Below are 17817 nucleotides of genomic sequence, written 5' to 3'. Positions count from 1 at the left end.
GTCACACCCCGGCGGCCTGCGGCGTCGGCACGTCGCCCAGCGCCTCGGCGACCACGTCGGCGCCCGAGCGCCCGCGCAGCTCGGCCTCCGGCGTGACGATCAGCCGGTGCGCGATGACGGGCACCGCGAGCGCCTTGACGTCCTCGGGGACGATGTAGGAGCGGCCGGCCGCCGCCGCCCGCACCCGCGCGGCGCGCAGCAGCGCGATGCCGGCCCGCGGGCTCGCGCCGAGCCGCAGGTCCGGGTGTTCGCGGGTGACCGCGACGACGCGCACGAGGTAGTCGTACAGCGGCGGCGCGACGTGCAGCCGCTGCGCGAACTCGATCATCCGGGCGAGGTCCTCGCGGCTCAGCACCGGCGGCATCTGGTCGAGCACCGCGCCGGTCGGGGCCCCGGCGAGCAGCGCCACCTCGGCCTGGTGGTCGGGGTAGCCCATCGAGATCCGCATCAGGAACCGGTCGAGCTGCGCCTCCGGCAGCGGGTACGTGCCGTCCATGTCGACGGGGTTCTGCGTGGCGATCACCATGAAGGGGCGCGGCACCGGATGCGGGACGCCCTCGACGGTGACCCGGCGCTCCTCCATGACCTCCAGCAGCGCCGACTGCGTCTTGGGCGAGCCGCGGTTGATCTCGTCGGCCACGGCAAGGTTCGCGAAGATCGGTCCAGGGTGGAACTCGAACTCGGCCGTCCCCTGGTTGAAGATCGACACGCCGGTGATGTCGCTGGGCAGCAGGTCGGGCGTGAACTGGATGCGCGCCCACTTGGCCTCGACGGACGCCGCGATCGCCCGCGCCAGCGTCGTCTTGCCGACGCCCGGGACGTCCTCGACCAGCAGGTGCCCCTCGGCCAGCAGGCAGGTCAGCGCCAGCTCGACCTTCTCCCGCTTGCCGCGCACGACCCGCTCGATGTTGCCCGCCAGCGCCGCGAACATCTGCGCGAACCGCCCGGCCAGCGCGTCCGCGTCCACCGCCGCGGTCGTCCCGGGGTTCTCGGTCATCAGGTGCACTCCCACAGTGACGAAGAGAACGTCCCCGAGTTCGAGCCGGGGGTGTTCACGTAGAGGTCGCTGACCCAGCGCGTCTGGCCGTTGTACTCGATCTTGTCCCAGACGTTGCTGACGAGGCTGGGGTTGTTCTGGTCCGTGACGGTGTCGGATCTCTGCTGGCAGTACACCGTCACCTGGCCCGTGAAGCCCTGGGGGAACTGGCCGTTGCGCGGCGTGCCGGTGCCCGGACCGGTGTGCAGCCACGTGTTGGTGTTGTCGTTGTTGTGGCCGGAGTAGGGCTGGGCATGCGCGTCCGGGTTGAGGTCCGCCGACGCGCTCACCGCCGTGGACGACCCGGCGCCGTTGCGGGCCGTCACCCTCAGCGTGTACGTCCTGGCGTTGGCGAGGTTCCTGACCTGGTGCGAGGTGGCCTTGGTCGAGGCCGATCCGCCGTTCCAGGTGATGTCGTAGGTGACGTCGAAGCCGGCGGAGGGGGCCCATCGGAGGTCCGCTCCGTGGTTGACCGGGGTCGCGCTGAGGCCGGTCGGCGGGCCGGGGGCGGTGCAGGCGGTGGCGGCGACCTCGCCGGACTCGCTGTAGGCGGGCTTGCCGTCCTTCCCCCTGTACTCGGCTGCCACCTTGTAGACGTGGGTGGTCGTGTCGCAGGTGAGGCCGCCGACGGAGAACGTCCCGCCCTGGACGGCCCCGGCGAACTGCGCCGGCCTCGCGCCCGCGACCGGCTTGCCGTTCTGGCCGAGCAGGACGAACCGGGTCACCGGGTAGACGCCCTGCGGCTGCGCGGCCGCCGTGAACCGGACCTTGATCGAGCCGTTGTCGCCGGACGCGGCGGGCGTGGGCGGGTCGGGCGCGGTGGGGTCCTTCTTCACCGGAGGCCTGACGGGCCTGCTCGGCGGCGTGACGGTGGTGGTGCCGCCGTTGCCCGTGCCGCCGCGGTTGCGGTTGCCCTGGCCGCCTCCCGGGTTGGCCTGGACGGGCAGCGGGCGCCGCGCGCTGCCGGGGACCTTGTCGTCGTACTTCTCGATGCGCTTGACGCCGCCGTCCGGGCCGAAGGCGAGGGCGGTGGGGCCGTCGGGGTCGTTGACCCACAGCATGTGGTCGCGGACGAGCATCTCGATCGTTCCGCCGGGCCGCGCGGCCGCGACGGGCCGCTCCCAGGCGTTGCGCTCGGTGTTGAAGACCAGCAGCCGGCCGGACGTCCGGTCGGGCAGGTAGACGCGCTGCCCGAGGACGTTCGGGGGCTCGAAGGCGTGGTGGTCCGGCACGCGCAGGGCCACCGAGTCGACCCGCCCGACGCCCGTGTCCAGCAGGTAGAGGGAGCCGCCCGCGCCGAGCATCGGGACGATCTGCCCGTCGGCGACCGCCGGGACCTTGACCCCGTCCGCGGCCCGCGTGACGGGCGCGGGCAGGTTGACCCGCTGCGTGCCCTCGGGGCGGACGATCAGCGCGGTGGCGGACGTGCTGTCGGTGATCACGGGCCGTCCGGCGGCGATCGTCAGCGCGAGGCGGTCGCCGGCCTTCCCGACGGCGACGGGCTCGCCCTGGCGGCCCGACCTGAACGGGACGACGCGGCCCGTCTGCGGGACGGGCACCCAGAGCGCGCCGTCGGCGTCGATGCCCGCCTGCCCGAGCGGCGCGGTGAGGGTCGCGGGGGAGCCGACCGGCGCCAGGGTCACCGGGTCGATCTGCTGGACGGAGCCCTTGACGAGGTCGACGGTGTAGGCGGCGCCGGCGCCGGAGAGCACCTGCATGCCCGGCCCGCCGGCCTGCCGGCTCTTGGTGATCTTGAGCTGGGAGGGGTCGATCCGGCTGACGACGCCGGTCTCCTCGTCGACCAGCAGCACCGTGGCGCCGTCCTGGACGATCCTGATGCGGTGGCCGCGCATCTGCGGCACCACCGGGGTCTTGCCGTCGACCTTGCCGGCCAGCCCGTTGGCGTGCACGACCAGGCCCTTGCCGCTCGCGCTCAGCCAGGCCCCCACGTCCGAGAGCCGGTACCGCGCGCTGGCGGTGCCCACGCCGTAGACGAGCGCGCCCACGGCGAGCACGCCGACCAGCCCGGCGGCGATCTGGCCCGTCAGCCTGTCACGCCGGAAGAATCGGTAATGACCGCGCGGGCCGGTGGTCCGCGCGGAGGATCGGTCCCCGTTCAATCCCCGCTCACCCTCTCGGCGCGCCGGGAGCGGGAAACCGCTGACCCGGGGCGCGAAGGCACCTTAACGGCAATACGGGGCGCTCCGGAATGGGTTTGCGGAGATCGGCCTGGTAGATCGATGCCGGTCCGGCGGGTGACGGGCGATCCGCCATGACATCAATCGGTTGTGGGCAAGGGATTGCGGCTTGCCCCGGTCCGTCGGTCTGAGATCCGAACGCGAACGTTATCCGGGACGTCCTAGTGTTGGGCATCGCGACGACGACTCCGAGGTGGACGTGGAAAACGTGAGCATCGCCGACCTGTGGCACCGGGTGACGGGAACGCAGCCGGATCCGCCGTGGTGGCTGGTGGCCCTTGTCGGCCTCGTGGCGCTCGCCTCGGTGGTGCACGGCCCGACCTGGCGGATGGCGCGCAACACCGTCACGATCGCGCACGAGGGCGGGCACGCGCTGGTCGCGCTGGTCACCGGCCGCAAGCTGGACGGCATCAAGCTGCACTCCGACACCTCGGGCGTGACCGTGTCGCGCGGCAAGCCGCACGGCCCCGGCATGATCCTCACGGCGATGGCGGGGTACGTCACGCCGCCGCTGCTCGGGCTGCTGTTCGCGCTGCTGCTGGAGGACGGCCGCATCACGCTGATGCTGTGGTTCACCCTGGCCCTGCTCGCCGCGATGCTCATCATGATCCGCAATGCCTACGGGGCGCTCTCGGTGATCGTGACGGGCGCGGTGGTCTTCGCGGTGTCGTGGCTGGGCAGCGCCACGGTGCAGGCCGGGTTCGCCTACCTGGCCGCCTGGTTCCTGCTGCTGGCCGGCACCCGCCCGGTGATCGAGCTGCAGCGCATGCGGGCCCGGCACATGGCGCCGAGCTCCGACGCCGACCAGCTCCACCACCTCACCGGCGTCCCCGGGCTCGCCTGGGTGGGCCTGTTCGCCGCCACCGCCCTGCTGGCCCTGCTGGCGGGCGGCGCGCTCCTCATCCCGGACGTCTCGCTGCCCGACCTGCCCACCCCGCCCGGCTTCGGCGGGGTGGGCTGACGCCGGACCGGGCCGCGATGGCGCCGACTGTCCGAGGGCGCCGATAGTTTCGGCTGTGTGAGGGATCGGTGGTCTCGTGAGCAGGTGCTCGGGCTCGCGCCCGACGCGTCGTCCGCCAGGGCGGCGGGCGGCGTCGCCAAGCCCGCCAGGTGGGCGGGGACGGGGTGCGACGGCGAGGCCGTCTGGGGCGAGTGTCAGGGCAGCGGCAAGTCCTCCTACCGGACGTGCGCCGACCTGACCGGCCCGGCGTTCCGGTGCACGTGCCCGAGCCGCAAGTTCCCGTGCAAGCACGCCCTGGCGCTGCTGTTCCTGTGGGCCGACGGCCTCATAGAAGAAGCCGAAGGCGATGCGGGGGGTGCGGGGGGTCGTCCCCCCGCAGAGGTAGGAGCCGAAGGCGCTCCGGGGGCCGCGGGGGGTCGTCCCCCCGCAGAGGTAGGAGCCGAAGGCGCTCCGGGGGCCGCGGGGGAAGGCGCCGAGGGCGGGTCGCGTCCCGCGTGGGTCGCCGAGTGGCTGGAGGACCGCCGTGAGCGCGCCGGCCGGGCGGCCGAGCGGCGCCCCGCCCCGGCGGCCAAGGCCCGCGATCCGAAGACGGCGGAGCGGCGGGCCAGGCGGGTCGACGACGGGCTCGCCGAGCTCGACCAGTGGCTCCGCGACCAGGTCGCGCACGGCCTCGCCCAGGCGGAGAAGGCCCCCTACCGGCTGTGGGACGACGCGGCGCGGCGGCTCGTCGACGCCCAGGCGGGGGCGCTGGCGGGGCCGGTCAGGGGCCTGGCCGCGATCCCGCGCCGGCCCGGCTGGCCCGGGCGCCTGCTGGAGGAGTACGCGCTGCTGCGGCTGCTCGTCCGGGCCTACCAGCGGCGGGAGGAGCTGCCCGAGGGGCTGCGCGAGACCGTCCGCTCGCGGGTCGGCTTCACCGTCCCGCAGGAGGAGGTGCTGTCCGGCGGGGAGCGCGTGCGGGACCTGTGGTCGGTCACCGGGTCGCGCGACACCGCGCAAGACCTGCTCACCACGCGCAGGGTGTGGCTCCGCGGCGGCCGGACGGGGCGTCCCGCGCTCGTGCTGTCCTTCGCCGCGCCGGGCACGTCCCTGGACGGTTCCCTCGTGGTGGGTATGCAGATCGATGCGGAGCTGGTCTTCTATCCGGGCGCGCAGCCGCTGCGGGCGCTGGTCGCCGAGCGGTACGGGGCGCCGATGCGGGCCACGCCCGCGGGGACGTCCGTCCGGGGCTTCCTCGACGAGCACGCGGCCGCCGTCGCGCTCGACCCGTGGCTGGACCGCTGGCCCGCGACGCTGGCGGACGTCCGCCTGGCGCGCACCGGAGAAGGAGACCTGTACGTCGTCGACGGCGCCGGAGACGCGCTGCCGCTGCGGATCGGCGATCCGTGGCGGCTGCTCGCGCTGTCGGGCGGCGGGCCGGTCACCCTGGCCGGGGAATGGCGCCCGCGCGGCCTGCGCCCGCTGGCCGCGTGGCACGAGGACGAGGGGACGGTGGTCCTGTGACCGCGTGGGACGAGCACGTCACCGCCGCGCTGCTGGGCACCGAGCGCCGCGACCCGCCCGTCCTGGCGGAGGCGCCCCCCGACGGCGGCGCCGACAGGGCGGGGCGCCTGCTCGACCAGGCGGCGCTGCTGGCCGTCCGGCGGCGGGCGGGGCGCGTCCCGGCGGGCGCGGCGCCCGAGCCGGTGGCGCTGGCCCCGGTGGAGGACGTCCCGGCGGTGCCGAGGGCGGCGGCGGCCCGGCTGCGGCGGATCCTCGGCGGCGAGCAGATCCGGGTGCTGCCCGAATGGCTGGACGCGGCGGCCGCCCGGGGCCTGCGGGTGCCCGCCCAGTCCCTTCCCGAGCTGCTGGAGCGGGGGCGCAGCGACCGGATGCTGCGGCCCTCGATCGCGCGGGCGTGCGGGCGGCGCGGCGTGTGGCTGGCCCTCCAGAACACCGACTGGGCCTATCTGGTCGGCTCCGGCGACGACCCCGGCGGCGGCCCCGAAGTGTGGGAGACCGGGACGCGCAACCGGCGGGTGGCCTACCTGACCATGCTTCGCGAGACCGAGCCAGAGCGCGCGCGGGAGCTCCTCCGGGGAACCTGGGCCAAGGAGCCGGCGCCCGACCGCGCGGCGTTCCTCGCCACGTTCGGGCACGGGCTCTCCCTCGACGACGAGGAGTTCCTGGAGGCGGCCCTGGGCGACCGCGGCAAGGACGTCCGGCAGATCGCGTCCGACCTGCTGGCCCGCGTGCCGGGCTCGGCGTACGGGGAGCGCATGGCGGCGCGCGCCCGAGCCTGCCTGACCGCCGAGGAGCGCACGGTCCAGGGCCGGAAGCAGACGTGGATCCGGGTGGAGCCGCCGGACGCCCACGACGAGGACATGGCGCGCGACGGCGTCCCGTTCCACCCGACCGGGTCGTTCGCGCCGCGCGGCGGCGGCGCTCCGGTGGGGACGCGCGCCGCGTGGCTGCGCGAGATCCTGGCCCGCACCCCGCTGTCCACCTGGACGGAGCTGTTCGGGCTGCCGCCCATGGAGATCGTGTGCCTGCCCGTCTCCGACTCCGACGGGCGCGACGTCCACATCGGCTGGGCCCGCGCCGCCCTCGGCCAGCGCGACACCGGCTGGGCGCGGGCGCTGCTCAGGGGCGGCGTCATGGTCGACGAGCCGGAGGCCCTCGCCGACCTGCTGTCGGTCCTGCCCGGCCCGGAGCGCGACCCGGCGGCGGCCGACCTGATCCGCTGGGTGGAGGGGCGGCCCGGCCTGCTGCGGGTCCTGGAACGGGTGCCCGGTCCGTGGGCCGGGCCGCTCGCCGCCGCGGTGGTCGAGACGCTGAGCGCGTCGGCCGAGCGCCCCACCCGCCGTGACGAGCACCTGATCACGCAGCTGTGCCGGCTCGCCGACCAGCGGCTCGACCCGGCCGCCGCGGTCCGCCTGGCGGCCCTCGGACCGGCCGCCCCGCGGGCCGTGACCGACCTGGTCGCGACCCTGCGTTTCCGCGACGAGATGCTGAAGGAGCTTGACCAGTGACCGAAGAGGCAGGCCCGGCGGGCCTCGGGGACGGTTCCCCCGCGCTGACCGCGGGCGCCGTGCTGCGGCCGCACGCCGAGCAGGAGCACGCCGCCGAGCTGGCGCGGCTGGCCGAGCACGACGACCGGCCCCGGCCGCCCGGCTGGCGGCTGTCGCCGTGGGCCGTCACCGCGTACCTGCTCGGCGGCGAGCTGCCGGACGGCACGGCGATCACCCCGAAGTACGTGGGGCCGCGCCGGCTGATGGAGGTCGCGGTGGCGACGCTCGCGACCGACCGGGCGCTGCTGCTCCTCGGCGTCCCCGGCACGGCGAAGACCTGGGTGTCCGAGCACCTCGCCGCCGCGATCAGCGGCGACTCCACGCTGCTCGTGCAGGGCACGGCGGGCACGGCGGAGGAGGCGATCCGCTACGGCTGGAACTACGCGCGGCTGCTCGCCGAGGGCCCCTCGGAGCGCGCGCTCGTGGAGAGCCCGCTGATGCGCGCGATGCGGCACGGCTCCGTCGCCCGCATCGAGGAGCTGACCCGGATGCCCTCCGACGTCCAGGACGCCCTCATCACCGTCCTGTCCGAGAAGACGCTGCCCGTGCCCGAGCTGAACACCGAGGTGCAGGCGCGCAAGGGCTTCACGGTCATCGCGACCGCCAACGACCGCGACCGCGGCGTGAACGAGCTGTCCAGCGCGCTGCGCCGCCGGTTCAACACGGTCGTGCTGCCGCTGCCGGAGTCCGTCGAGGACGAGGTCGCGATCGTCGCGCGCCGCGTCGACCAGATCGGCGCCGGGCTGGAGCTGCCCGAGAGCCCGGCGGGCCTGGAGGAGATCCGGCGCGTCGTCACGGTGTTCCGGGAGCTGCGGTCCGGGGCGACGGCCGACGGGCGCACCAAGCTGAAGTCGCCCAGCGGCACCCTCAGCACCGCCGAGGCCATCTCGGTGGTCACCAGCGGGCTGGCGCTGGCCGCGCACTTCGGCGACGGCGTGCTGCGCGCCGCCGACGTGGCGGGCGGGCTCGTCGGCGCCGTCGTCCAGGACCCGGTGTCCGACCGCGTCGTGTGGCAGGAGTACCTGGAGGCGGTCGTCCGGGACCGCCCCGAGTGGCGGGACTTCTACCGCGCCTGCCGGGAGGTCTCTTGAGCCAGGTCGAAGTCTTCGGCATCCGGCACCACGGGCCGGGGTCGGCCCGCGCGCTGCGGGGTGCGCTGGAGGACTTCAAGCCGGACGCGGTGCTCGTCGAGGGGCCGCCCGAGGCCGACGCGATCGTGGAGCTGGCGGGCGACCCGGGGATGGTGCCGCCGGTCGCCCTGCTCGCCTACTCCCCCGCACCCGCCGACGGCGACCGCCGGGCCGCGTTCTGGCCGTTCGCCGAGTTCAGCCCGGAATGGCAGGCGATCAGGTACGCGCTGTCGGCGGGCGTGCCCGTCCGGTTCTGCGACCTGCCCGCCGCGAACCAGCTCGTCGCCGAGGAGGAGGAGCCGCCCGAGGAGGGCATCCGGCTCGACCCGCTCGGCTGGCTGGCGAAGGCCGCCGGGTACGACGACGCCGAGCGCTGGTGGGACGACGTGGTCGAGCACCGCCACGGCGGCCCGTCCCCGTTCCCCGCCATCGCCGAGGCCATGGCGGAGCTGCGCGGCGAGCTCGAACCGGCCGCCCGGGAGGAGCAGCGCGAGGCCCACATGCGCAGGACGGTGCGCCGCGCCCTCAAGGAGGGCCACGAGCGGGTCGCCGTGGTGTGCGGCGCGTGGCACGTCCCGGCCCTGCGCGCCAAGGTCCCGGCGAGCCGCGACGACCGGACGCTACGCGGCCTGCCGAAGACCAAGGTCGCCATGACGTGGGTGCCGTGGACGCACGGGCGGCTCGCCGGCCGGTCCGGCTACGGCGCCGGCGTGCGCTCCCCCGGCTGGTACCACCATCTGTTCGCGGCCCGCGACCGCCCGATCGAGCGCTGGCTGACCGCCGCCGCCCGCGTCCTGCGCGAGGAGGACCTGCACGTCTCCTCCGCGCACGTGATCGAGGCCGTCCGGCTCGCCGAGGCCCTGGCCGCGCTGCGCGGGCGCCCCCTCGCCGGGCTGGACGAGGTCACCGAGGCGACCCGGGCCGTCCTGTGCGAGGGCGCCGAGCTGCCCGTCCGGCTCATCCAGGACCGGATGGTCGTCGGCGAGCGGCTCGGCGCCGTCCCGGACCGGACCCCGATGGTGCCGCTGCAGCGCGACCTCCAGGCCGAGCAGCGGCGGCTCAGGCTCAGGCCGAGCGCCCTTGAGAAGGAGCAGGACCTCGACCTGCGCAAACCCACCGACCTGGAGCGCAGCCGCCTGCTGCACCGGCTCCGCATGCTGGACGTGAACTGGGGCGTCCCGTCGGAGAGCCGCTCCAAGGGCACGTTCCGCGAGACGTGGACGCTGCTCTGGCGGCCCGAGTTCGACGTGGAGCTGATCGAGGCGAGCGCGTGGGGCACCACCGTGCGCGGCGCGAGCACCGCCCGCGCGCGGGAGGCGGCCGAGAGCGCCGCCGCCCTCGCCGACCTCACCGACGTGGCCGAGCGCTGCCTGCTCGCCGACCTCGGCGACGCGCTCCCCGCGGTCATGCGCGCCCTCGCCGACCGCGCCGCGGTCGACACCGACGTCGCGCACCTGATGGCGGCGATGCCCGCGCTGGTGCGCGCGCTGCGCTACGGCGACGTCCGCGGCACCTCCACCGGCCCGCTCCGCACGGTGGTCGACGGCCTCGTCGTCCGGGTCTGCGTCGGGCTCCCGCCCGCGATCACCGGGCTCGACGACGACGCCGCCCGCGAGTTCCTCGGGCACGTCGACGCCGTCCACGGCGCCCTGTCCCTGCTCGCCGACGAGGGCCACGTCGAGCGCTGGCGCCGCGCCCTGGAGGGCCTGCTCGGCCGCCCGGACGCCCTGCACGGCCTCATCGAGGGGCGCCTCACCCGCCTGCTGCTGGACGCCGGGCGGCTGCACGACGTCCCCGACCGGATGGCGCGGGCCGTGTCCACCGGCGCGGCGCCCGACCGCGCCGCCGCCTGGGTCGAGGGCTTCCTCGCCGGCGGCGGCCTCCTGCTCCTGCACGACGAGGCGCTCCTGCGGCTCGTCGACGGGTGGATCGCCGGCCTGCCCGCCGACTCGTTCACCGACGTCCTGCCCCTCCTGCGCCGCACCTTCGGCGCCTACCCCGCCGCCGAGCGCCGCGCCATCGGCGAGCGGCTCCGCCGGCGGGGCCGCGCCCCCGCCGGGCGGGACCGGCCGCCGGAGGACGACGTCGACGAGGCCCGGGCCGCCCCGGCGGCCGCCACGGCCCTGCGGATCCTCGGATGGGAGAGCCCCGCATGACGAACGAGAGCGCGACCGGCGAGAGCGCGGACGACCGGCTGCGGCGCTGGCGGCTCGTGCTGGGCGGCGACCAGGCCGACGGGACCGGCGTGACGCTGGGCGGCGACGACGTCCGCATGGACGGCGCGCTGGAGCGGCTCTACGGGGCCGGCGGCGGCGAGGGGCGGCCGCGGCCGGGGCGGCGCGGCGCCGGGCTCGGCGACTCGGCGCCCTCCGTGGCCCGGTGGCTCGGCGACATCCGCGCCTACTTCCCGTCGAGCGTCGTGCGGGTGATGCAGAAGGACGCGATCGAGCGCCTCGACCTCACCCGGCTGCTGCTGGAGCCGGAGATGCTGGACGCGGTCGAGCCCGACGTCCACCTCGTCGGAACGCTGCTGTCGCTGAACCGCGTGCTGCCCGACAAGGCCAGGGAGTCGGCGCGCGCGGTGGTCCGCACGGTCGTGCGCGACCTGGAGCGGCGGCTCGCGCAGAAGACCCGCTCGGCCGTCGGCGGGGCCCTGGACCGGTCGGCGCGGGTGCTGCGCCCGAGGCGGCTCGCCGACGTCGACTGGGACCGCACGATCCGCGCCAACCTGCGCCACTACCTGCCCGACCAGGGCACCCTCGTGCCGGAACGGCTGATCGGGTACGGCAGGCGGCGGCAGGCCCTCAAGCGGGACGTGGTGCTCGCGATCGACCAGAGCGGCTCGATGGCGGCGTCGGTGGTGTACGCCAGCGTGTTCGGGGCGGTGCTGGCGTCGATGCGGTCGCTGCGCACGTCGCTGGTGGTGTTCGACACCAGCGTCGTGGACCTCACCGACCAGCTCCACGACCCGGTGGAGGTGCTGTTCGGCACGCAGCTCGGCGGCGGCACCGACATCAACCGCGCCGTCGCGTACTGCCAGGGCCTGGTGACGCGACCGGCCGAGACGACCCTCGTGCTGATCAGCGACCTGTACGAGGGCGGCGTCCGCGACGAGATGCTCCAGCGGGTCGCGGCGCTGACGGCGTCGGGCGTGCAGGTCGTCGTCCTGCTCGCCCTGTCGGACGAGGGCGCGCCCGCCTACGACCACGACAACGCGGCGGCCCTGGCCGCGATGGGCGTCCCGGCCTTCGCGTGCACCCCCGACGCCTTCCCCGGGCTGATGGCCGCCGCCATCGAACGCCGCGACCTCAAGGAGTGGTCAGAGCGCGCCGCACCGGACCGGTGAGCGCGTCAGACCGGTGAGCGGGACAGGCCGCGGACCAGGAAGAGCACCACCAGGGCGGTCACCAGGGCGTGGCCGGCCAGCGCGGACGGCTGGATCTCGACGAGCGCGCCCCAGGCCGCCCACATCGCGACGCGGGCGACACGCGCGGCCATCACCGTCCCGGCGGCGGCGCGGCTGCCGCGCCACGCCAGGATCACCCCGACCAGCGTGACGACGGCGACGACCGCGAACGACGAGGCGACCACGGGCAGAAGGCCGCCCCGGTGGCCCTCGCTGAGGGACGGCCGGGCGATCAGGATCGCGAGGGCGGCGACGTCCAGCGCGGCGAGAAGGCCGGCGAGGAGCAGGCCGGTCACGACCGCCGGGCCGCGCCGCAGCGTCCGGACGCCGCGGGGCGACCGGGGCAGCGGGCCCGGTGCGGGCGCCGATCCCTGCGTCGGCGCGGGAGCCGGCGCGGGCGAAGGCGGCGCGGGTGAGGCCGGTCCGGGTGAAGGCGGAGCGGGCGCAGCCGTGGACGGGCCGGGCCAGGTCGGCGTCTGCTCCCAGGAATCCGGGGCGGACGCGTCGGCGGCCGGCTGCGGCGCGAGCTCGGCCGCGGGCTCCGGGACCGGCGACGTCGGGCCGGCGAAGTCCTCCGTGAGGAACTCGGGAGGGATCTCCAGGCGGGCGTGCCGCTCGCTCTCGCCGAGCAGCCACAGCAGGACGTCCTCGGAGGTGGGACGGGCCTGCGGGTCCTTGGCGAGGCAGGCGGCGGCGACCTCGGCGAGCGGGCCGGGCAGGGCGCCGAGGTCGGGCGTCTCGTTCAGGATCCGGTACATCACCGCGGGCAGCGGGCCGCCCGCGAAGGGATCGCGGCCGGTGGCGGCGAACAGCAGGGTGCTCGCCCAGGCGAACAGGTCGGCCGACGGCCCGACCCGCCCGGTGAACTGCTCGGGCGCCATGTAGGCGGGGGTGCCGACCACCTGGCTCGTCATCGTCGCGCTCGCGTCGAACGCGCGGGCGATGCCGAAGTCGATCACGCGCGGCCCGTCCGGGCCCATCAGCACGTTCTGCGGCTTGAGGTCGCGGTGCACGACGTTCGCGCGGTGGATCGCCGACAGCGCCGTCACCGAGCTGATCGCGAGGCGGTCGAGCGCCGCGCCGGTGCGCGGCCCCTGGTCGTGGACGAGGGCGCGCAGCGACGGTCCCGGCACGTACTCGCTGACGATGTAGGGGCGGTCGCCCACCACGTCGGCGGCGAGCATCTGCGCGGTGCAGAACCCGGCGACCCGCTCCAGGACGGCCATCTCGCGCACGAACCGCTCCCGCGCGCTGGCGTCGCCGGCGAGCTGGGCGTGCAGCAGCTTGACGGCGACCCGGGACGGCCCGGGGCCCGGCTCGGCGGGCCGGCCGAGGTAGACCGCGCCCTGGCCGCCGGCGCCGATCCGGCCGAGCAGCTCCCACCGTCCGAGCCGGGTGGGATCGGCCGCTGTGAGGGGAACAGGACCCGCCATTCGCACCCTCTCGAAAAAATTGAGCATTCCCGCGGGCACAAAACCGCTCCGCCCGGCATCGAAGAGTATAGGTTCGGCGAGCCCGAAGCGGGAGAAGAGATGCTGCAGATTCGTTCGACGATTGCGCGGTCCAGGCCCGGCGCCGTGCCGCTGGCGGGGTGCGTCGCGGCCCTCGTGGCGGCCGGCGCGCTGACCGGCTGCGGGGACGCCGGCGCGACCATCACGCGGCTGACGGTGGGATCGCCGGGGCCCGACCCGTACACGCTGGTGTCCGGCACCGACAGGGTGGACGTGAAGGCGCGGCCGCAGGCGGGCGGCACGAAGGAGGGGGACGCACCGGGACTCTACGGCGGAACGCGCCGCGCTTCCACCTGCGACAGGGAGCGGCTCGTCGCCTTCCTGCGGACTCATCCCGACAAGGCGCGGGCGTGGGCGCGCGTGCAGGGCATCCCGGTGGGCGACATCCCGCAGTACGTGTCGCGGCAGACGCCGGTGCTGCTGCGCACCGACACGCTCGTCACCAACCACGGGTACCGGGACGGGGAGGCGGTGAGCGACCCCGCCGTCCTTCAGGCCGGAATGGGCGTTCTGGTCAATGGTTACGGAGTGCCCACGGTGAAGTGCAATTGCGGCAATCCCCTCAGTCCGCCCGGCAAAAAGATCTCCACCCGGAACGCGTCGTACAGTGGCCGGTCCTGGCCGGGATTCGAGAAGGGGAATGTCACCCGGGTACAGCCGCGGGATTCCCGTAAGGGACCGATCGCCACTTTCGTCCTTGTCGACCCGGAGGCCACGATGGGATTCGCCCGGCCCCGCGCCACCGGAGGGGCGTCGGACGGGCCGCCGACCGCGCTGCCGCCGGCGGAGACCGAGGTCGTGGCGAGCGACTCGCCCGCGCCGTCCGGCTCGGGCCTGGAGACGCCCGGCGCCGAGTCCCCCGGCACGGAGTCGCCCGGCACCGAGGCGCCCGCGCCGGAGTCGCCCGGCGCGCGGTCACCGGGGACCGAGTCGCCCGGACCGCAGACCCCGGGCCCCGCGCTCTCGTCCCCGTCGCCGGGCGTGGTCACGCAGGACCCGGGTACGGGCGCCGGTGGGAAGGAGGCGCCGGGCGACGAGGCGCACGGGCCCGTCTCCCTGCCGCCGTCGAGGGAGCCCGCGCCCGCGACCTCCTGAGATCGTGCGCTATCTTTGCTCATATGAGCAGTGCTTCAGATGTCATCGCCCCGGACGCCTGCGCCGTCCGGGTGGTCGACGCCGCGAAGGTCGCCGCCGTCTCGGCCTCCCTGCCGGACACGGAGACGATCACCGAGCTGGCGCAGGTGTTCGGGCTGCTGTCCGACCCCGGCCGGCTGCGGGTGATCACCGCACTGCTCGAAGGGGGAGAGATGTGCGTGTGCGACATCGCCGCGTCCTGCGGGCACTCGGAGTCGGCGGTCTCGCACGCGCTGCGCCTGCTGCGCGCCAACCGCGTCGTGCGCGTCCGCCGCGCCGGCCGGATGGCCTACTACCGGCTGGACGACTCGCACGTCCGGCTGCTGCTCGATCTCGCCCTCACCCACGTCGGCCACGGGGAGGAAGACCCATGATCGGGGACCGCGGGGACACGCCCGGGAAGCGGGGGCACGAGCACGGGGGCGCCCGGCACGGGGGGCACGGCCACGGGCACGGGCACGCCGTCTCCGCCGGCGCCGACCGGCGGCTGCTGACCGGCGCGCTTGCGCTGATCATCGCCTACATGTCGGGCGAGGTGGTTGTCGGCCTGCTCGCCGGGTCGCTGGCACTGATCACCGACGCCGCGCACATGATGACCGACGCGTTCGCGATCGCGCTGGCGCTGGTCGCGATGCGCATCGCCGCGCGCCCGCCGAAGGGCGGGTACACCTTCGGCCTGCGCCGCGCCGAGATTCTCTCCGCGCAGCTGAACGGGCTGACGCTGATCCTGCTCACCGTCTACTTCGTGTACGAGGGGGTCCGGCGGCTGGTCGAGCCGCCCGCGGTGGAGGGCCAGTTCGTCTTCTGGACGGCCCTCGCGGGCATCGCCGTCAACGTCGCGGCGACGATGCTGATCAGCCGGGCGGACCGGCGCAGCCTGAATGTCGAGGGCGCGTTCCAGCACATCCTGAACGACCTGTTCGCGTTCGTCGCGACCGCGGTCGCGGGCCTGGTCGTGTGGACGACGGGCTTCGCCCGCGCGGACGCGATCGCCTCGCTGGTGGTGGCCGCGCTGATGCTCAAGGCCGGGTACCGGCTGCTGCGGGACGCGGGCCGGGTGCTCATGGAGGCCGCGCCCGCCGGGATCGACCCGTCCGAGCTCGGCGCGCGGCTCGCCGGGCGCCCCTGCGTCGAGGAGGTCCACGACCTGCACGTGTGGGAGGTCAGCTCGGGCTACCCGGCGCTGTCGGCGCACGTGCTCGTGGACTCCCAGGGCGACTGCCACGCCGTCCGCCGCGACCTGCAGGAGCTGCTGCGCGACGCCTACGCGATCACGCACACGACGCTGGAGGTCGACCACGTGGCCGAGCCGTCCGGCGGCGGCCACGTCCACTGCGACGACGCGCACGGCCCCCGCCATGTGGCGGAGGCCGCCGAGCCCCACGAGCACGCGGGCGGCGCGCCGTGCGACCACTAGGGCCGCGCGGGCGCGCCGCCCCGTGATCAGCGGGCGGTGCAGGCGGCGCCGTTCACCGTGAAGGCGCTCGGGGGCGGGTTCGCCCCGCCGCTCGATCCGTTGAAGCCGATCGTCACCGAGCCTCCCGGCCGGATCGTCCGGTTCCAGTCGAGGTTGCGGGCGGTCACGTCCGGGCCGCTCTGCGACCAGGCGGCGTTCCAGCCCTGGGTGACGCGCTGCCCCGCGCCGAACGCGAACTTCAGCGCCCAGCCCTCGATGGGCGAGGTCCCGGTGTTGGCGACGGTGACCTGCGCGGTGAAGCCCGTCCCCCACTGGCTCTGCACCGAGTACCCGGCCGCGCACGCCGGGGCGGCCGGGCCGCCGCCCGCCGGGATCTCGACCAGCGTGATCGAGGACGCGGGGAACGTCGAGGTGAACCCGTCCGCTCCCGGCCTGTGGCGGGGGCGTCGCCCCGCACGAGCACGCAGGCGGCGGATCGTGCGACCACTAGCCTCTTCGCAAGGTCCTGCGTCGGCGGTCCGTCTGTCATCGTAGAGGTAGTTTTGACGCGCTCTCCAGCTCGAGGGCTGAGGGCAGCCTGGGCCGCATGTGCGGCGCTTCTGTGGCTTCCTGTTTCACCGGGTCCTGCCTCCCTCGGCGGGAGGTCTTGCGGTCCCTCCGCAGGCGTTTAGCCTGTCCGCCCGTCCGGCGGCCAGGATGTTGTCGGCGGCGTTGACGTCCCGGTCGTGGACCGCGCCGCACGCGCAGGCCCACTTGCGGATATTCAGCGGCAACGACTCGGCGACCGTCCCGCAAGCCCCGCACAGCTTCGAGGAGGGGAACCAGCGGTCGATCTTGGCGAAAGTGCGTCCGTGCCGGGCGGCCTTGTACTCCAGCATCGCCAAAAACTGGGACCAGCCCGCGTCGTGCACGGACTTGGCGAGCCGGGTGCGGGCCAGACCGTTCACGCACAGGTTCTCCACATAGACCGCTTGGTTATCGCGGATCAGTTGTGTGGAGAGCTTGTGGTGGTGGTCGCGCCGCGCGTCGGCGACCCGCGCGTGCAGCCGCGCGACCCTCGCGGCGGCCTTGCGCCGGTTGGCCGACCCCTCGGCCTTGCGGGACAGGGCCTGCTGGGCCTTGCGGAGCTTGCGCTCGGCGCGGCGCAAGAACCTGGGGCTGCTGATCTTGCGGCCGTCCGACAGCACCGCGAAATGTGCCAGCCCCAGATCGATGCCGACCTCGGCCGCGGTGTCCGGCAGCGGCTCGTCGGCGGTTTCGACGACGAAGGAGGCGAAGTACCGGCCCGCCGCGTCCCGGATCACCGTCACCGAAGACGGCGCCGACGGCAGCGTCCGGGACCACCGCACCGGTACATCCCCGATCTTGGGCAGACGCAGCTTCCCGCCCGCGGTGATCTTCCAGCGGGCGTTGCGGGTGAACCGGATCGCCTGCCGCCCGTCCTTGCGGGACCGGTACCGGGGCGCCGCGACCCCGCGGCCCTTCCGCCTGCCCGTCACCGACGCGAAGAAGTTGCGGTAGGCGGTGTTCAGATCGGCCAGAGCCTGCTGCAGGACCACGGCCGACACCTCGCCCAGCCACACCCGCTCGGGAGTCTTCTTCGCCTCGGTGATGACCCGCTTGGACAGCTCCCCGTCCGACGGGTACGCCAGCCCGGCCGCGCGCGCCTCTTCACGTGCGCGCAGAGCGTCATTGAACACCACCCGCGCGCACCCGAACGCCCTGGCCAACGCTTGCTGCTGGCCGGGGGCCGGGTAGAGCCGGAACCGGTACCTGAGCTGCACACCCCGATCCTGCCATCGACATGTGACAGTCTGCAGCGATCTCAGGACCGACAGACACTGTGCATTCGTCCTGCACGCCCGGAGAATGCACCAAGAGTAATCGCGTGCCGGGACGCGGACGGGTCGACGGTCAGAGCGGGCCCGTCGGCGGCCTGCGCCGGGGGCGCGGCGGCCGCGGCGACGGCGAGCCAGG

General features: G+C 75.0%; 14 protein-coding genes. 9 read left to right on the top strand and 5 right to left on the bottom strand.

What is annotated here, in order from left to right:
* Position 1: 1 nt before the first annotated feature.
* Together AB0C87_RS14700 and AB0C87_RS14695 are read right to left on the bottom strand one after the other, a co-directional pair.
* A complete protein-coding gene (locus AB0C87_RS14700; RefSeq protein WP_360577816.1) occupies positions 2 to 997 on the bottom strand; it encodes a MoxR family ATPase in 996 nt (331 codons plus the stop codon).
* Positions 997 to 3156 (bottom strand): hypothetical protein, encoded by a 2160-nt coding sequence (locus AB0C87_RS14695; RefSeq protein ID WP_360577814.1) that lies wholly within the window; start codon positions 3154 to 3156, stop codon positions 997 to 999. The genes AB0C87_RS14700 and AB0C87_RS14695 overlap by 1 nt, the downstream gene beginning before the upstream one ends.
* 271 nt (positions 3157 to 3427) lie before the next feature.
* Between AB0C87_RS14695 and AB0C87_RS14690 the strand changes: the two genes are divergently transcribed.
* Genes AB0C87_RS14690 through AB0C87_RS14665 form a run of 6 tightly spaced genes read left to right on the top strand, consistent with a single transcriptional unit; the run spans position 3428 to position 11718 of the window.
* Positions 3428 to 4195, top strand: a complete 768-nt coding sequence (locus AB0C87_RS14690) for a M50 family metallopeptidase (protein ID WP_345182303.1) — start codon at positions 3428 to 3430, stop codon at positions 4193 to 4195.
* A gap of 57 nt (positions 4196 to 4252) precedes the next feature.
* On the top strand, positions 4253 to 5695 hold the full coding sequence (locus AB0C87_RS14685; RefSeq protein ID WP_360577812.1) for an SWIM zinc finger family protein: 1443 nt from the start codon (positions 4253 to 4255) through the stop codon (positions 5693 to 5695).
* Positions 5692 to 7203, top strand: coding sequence for a DUF5691 domain-containing protein (locus AB0C87_RS14680; RefSeq protein ID WP_353833212.1), 1512 nt, complete (start codon positions 5692 to 5694; stop codon positions 7201 to 7203). The genes AB0C87_RS14685 and AB0C87_RS14680 overlap by 4 nt, the downstream gene beginning before the upstream one ends.
* Positions 7204 to 7247: 44 nt before the next feature.
* A complete protein-coding gene (locus AB0C87_RS14675) occupies positions 7248 to 8333 on the top strand; it encodes an AAA family ATPase (RefSeq protein WP_360577861.1) in 1086 nt (361 codons plus the stop codon).
* On the top strand, positions 8330 to 10528 hold the full coding sequence (locus tag AB0C87_RS14670; protein WP_345182296.1) for a DUF5682 family protein: 2199 nt from the start codon (positions 8330 to 8332) through the stop codon (positions 10526 to 10528). Before AB0C87_RS14675 ends, AB0C87_RS14670 begins: the two co-directional genes overlap by 4 nt.
* Complete coding sequence (locus tag AB0C87_RS14665; RefSeq protein WP_345182294.1) at positions 10525 to 11718, top strand: VWA domain-containing protein; 1194 nt, start codon at positions 10525 to 10527, stop codon at positions 11716 to 11718. The genes AB0C87_RS14670 and AB0C87_RS14665 overlap by 4 nt, the downstream gene beginning before the upstream one ends.
* Before the next feature lie 5 nt (positions 11719 to 11723).
* On the opposite strand, the gene AB0C87_RS14660 is transcribed toward AB0C87_RS14665, so the two are convergent.
* Positions 11724 to 13211, bottom strand: a complete 1488-nt coding sequence (locus AB0C87_RS14660) for a protein kinase (protein WP_353833215.1) — start codon at positions 13209 to 13211, stop codon at positions 11724 to 11726.
* A gap of 99 nt (positions 13212 to 13310) precedes the next feature.
* Between AB0C87_RS14660 and AB0C87_RS14655 the strand changes: the two genes are divergently transcribed.
* Genes AB0C87_RS14655 through AB0C87_RS14645 form a run of 3 tightly spaced genes read left to right on the top strand, consistent with a single transcriptional unit; the run spans position 13311 to position 15840 of the window.
* Complete coding sequence (locus tag AB0C87_RS14655; protein WP_345182289.1) at positions 13311 to 14384, top strand: DUF6777 domain-containing protein; 1074 nt, start codon at positions 13311 to 13313, stop codon at positions 14382 to 14384.
* A 23-nt stretch (positions 14385 to 14407) separates the two neighbouring features.
* Positions 14408 to 14797 (top strand): metalloregulator ArsR/SmtB family transcription factor, encoded by a 390-nt coding sequence (locus tag AB0C87_RS14650; RefSeq protein WP_360577809.1) that lies wholly within the window; start codon positions 14408 to 14410, stop codon positions 14795 to 14797.
* Positions 14794 to 15840, top strand: coding sequence for a cation diffusion facilitator family transporter (locus tag AB0C87_RS14645; protein ID WP_345182285.1), 1047 nt, complete (start codon positions 14794 to 14796; stop codon positions 15838 to 15840). Before AB0C87_RS14650 ends, AB0C87_RS14645 begins: the two co-directional genes overlap by 4 nt.
* Positions 15841 to 15866: 26 nt before the next feature.
* On the opposite strand, the gene AB0C87_RS14640 is transcribed toward AB0C87_RS14645, so the two are convergent.
* Together AB0C87_RS14640 and AB0C87_RS14635 are read right to left on the bottom strand one after the other, a co-directional pair.
* The gene (locus AB0C87_RS14640) at positions 15867 to 16214 is read right to left on the bottom strand and encodes a cellulose-binding domain-containing protein (RefSeq protein ID WP_360577859.1); all 348 of its coding nucleotides are present in this window, start codon (positions 16212 to 16214) and stop codon (positions 15867 to 15869) included.
* Positions 16215 to 16454: 240 nt separating this feature from the next.
* Positions 16455 to 17624: a transposase gene (locus AB0C87_RS14635; protein ID WP_360577807.1), complete on the bottom strand. Its 1170-nt coding sequence runs from the start codon at positions 17622 to 17624 to the stop codon at positions 16455 to 16457.
* Positions 17625 to 17817 lie beyond the last annotated feature (193 nt).

Source organism: Actinomadura sp. NPDC048021, from assembly GCF_040653135.1.
Classification (GTDB): Bacteria; Actinomycetota; Actinomycetes; order Streptosporangiales; family Streptosporangiaceae; genus Spirillospora; species Spirillospora verrucosospora.
The sequence above is the reverse complement of the archived record's forward strand: the minus strand, read 5'-3'. Positions and strand labels throughout refer to the sequence as shown.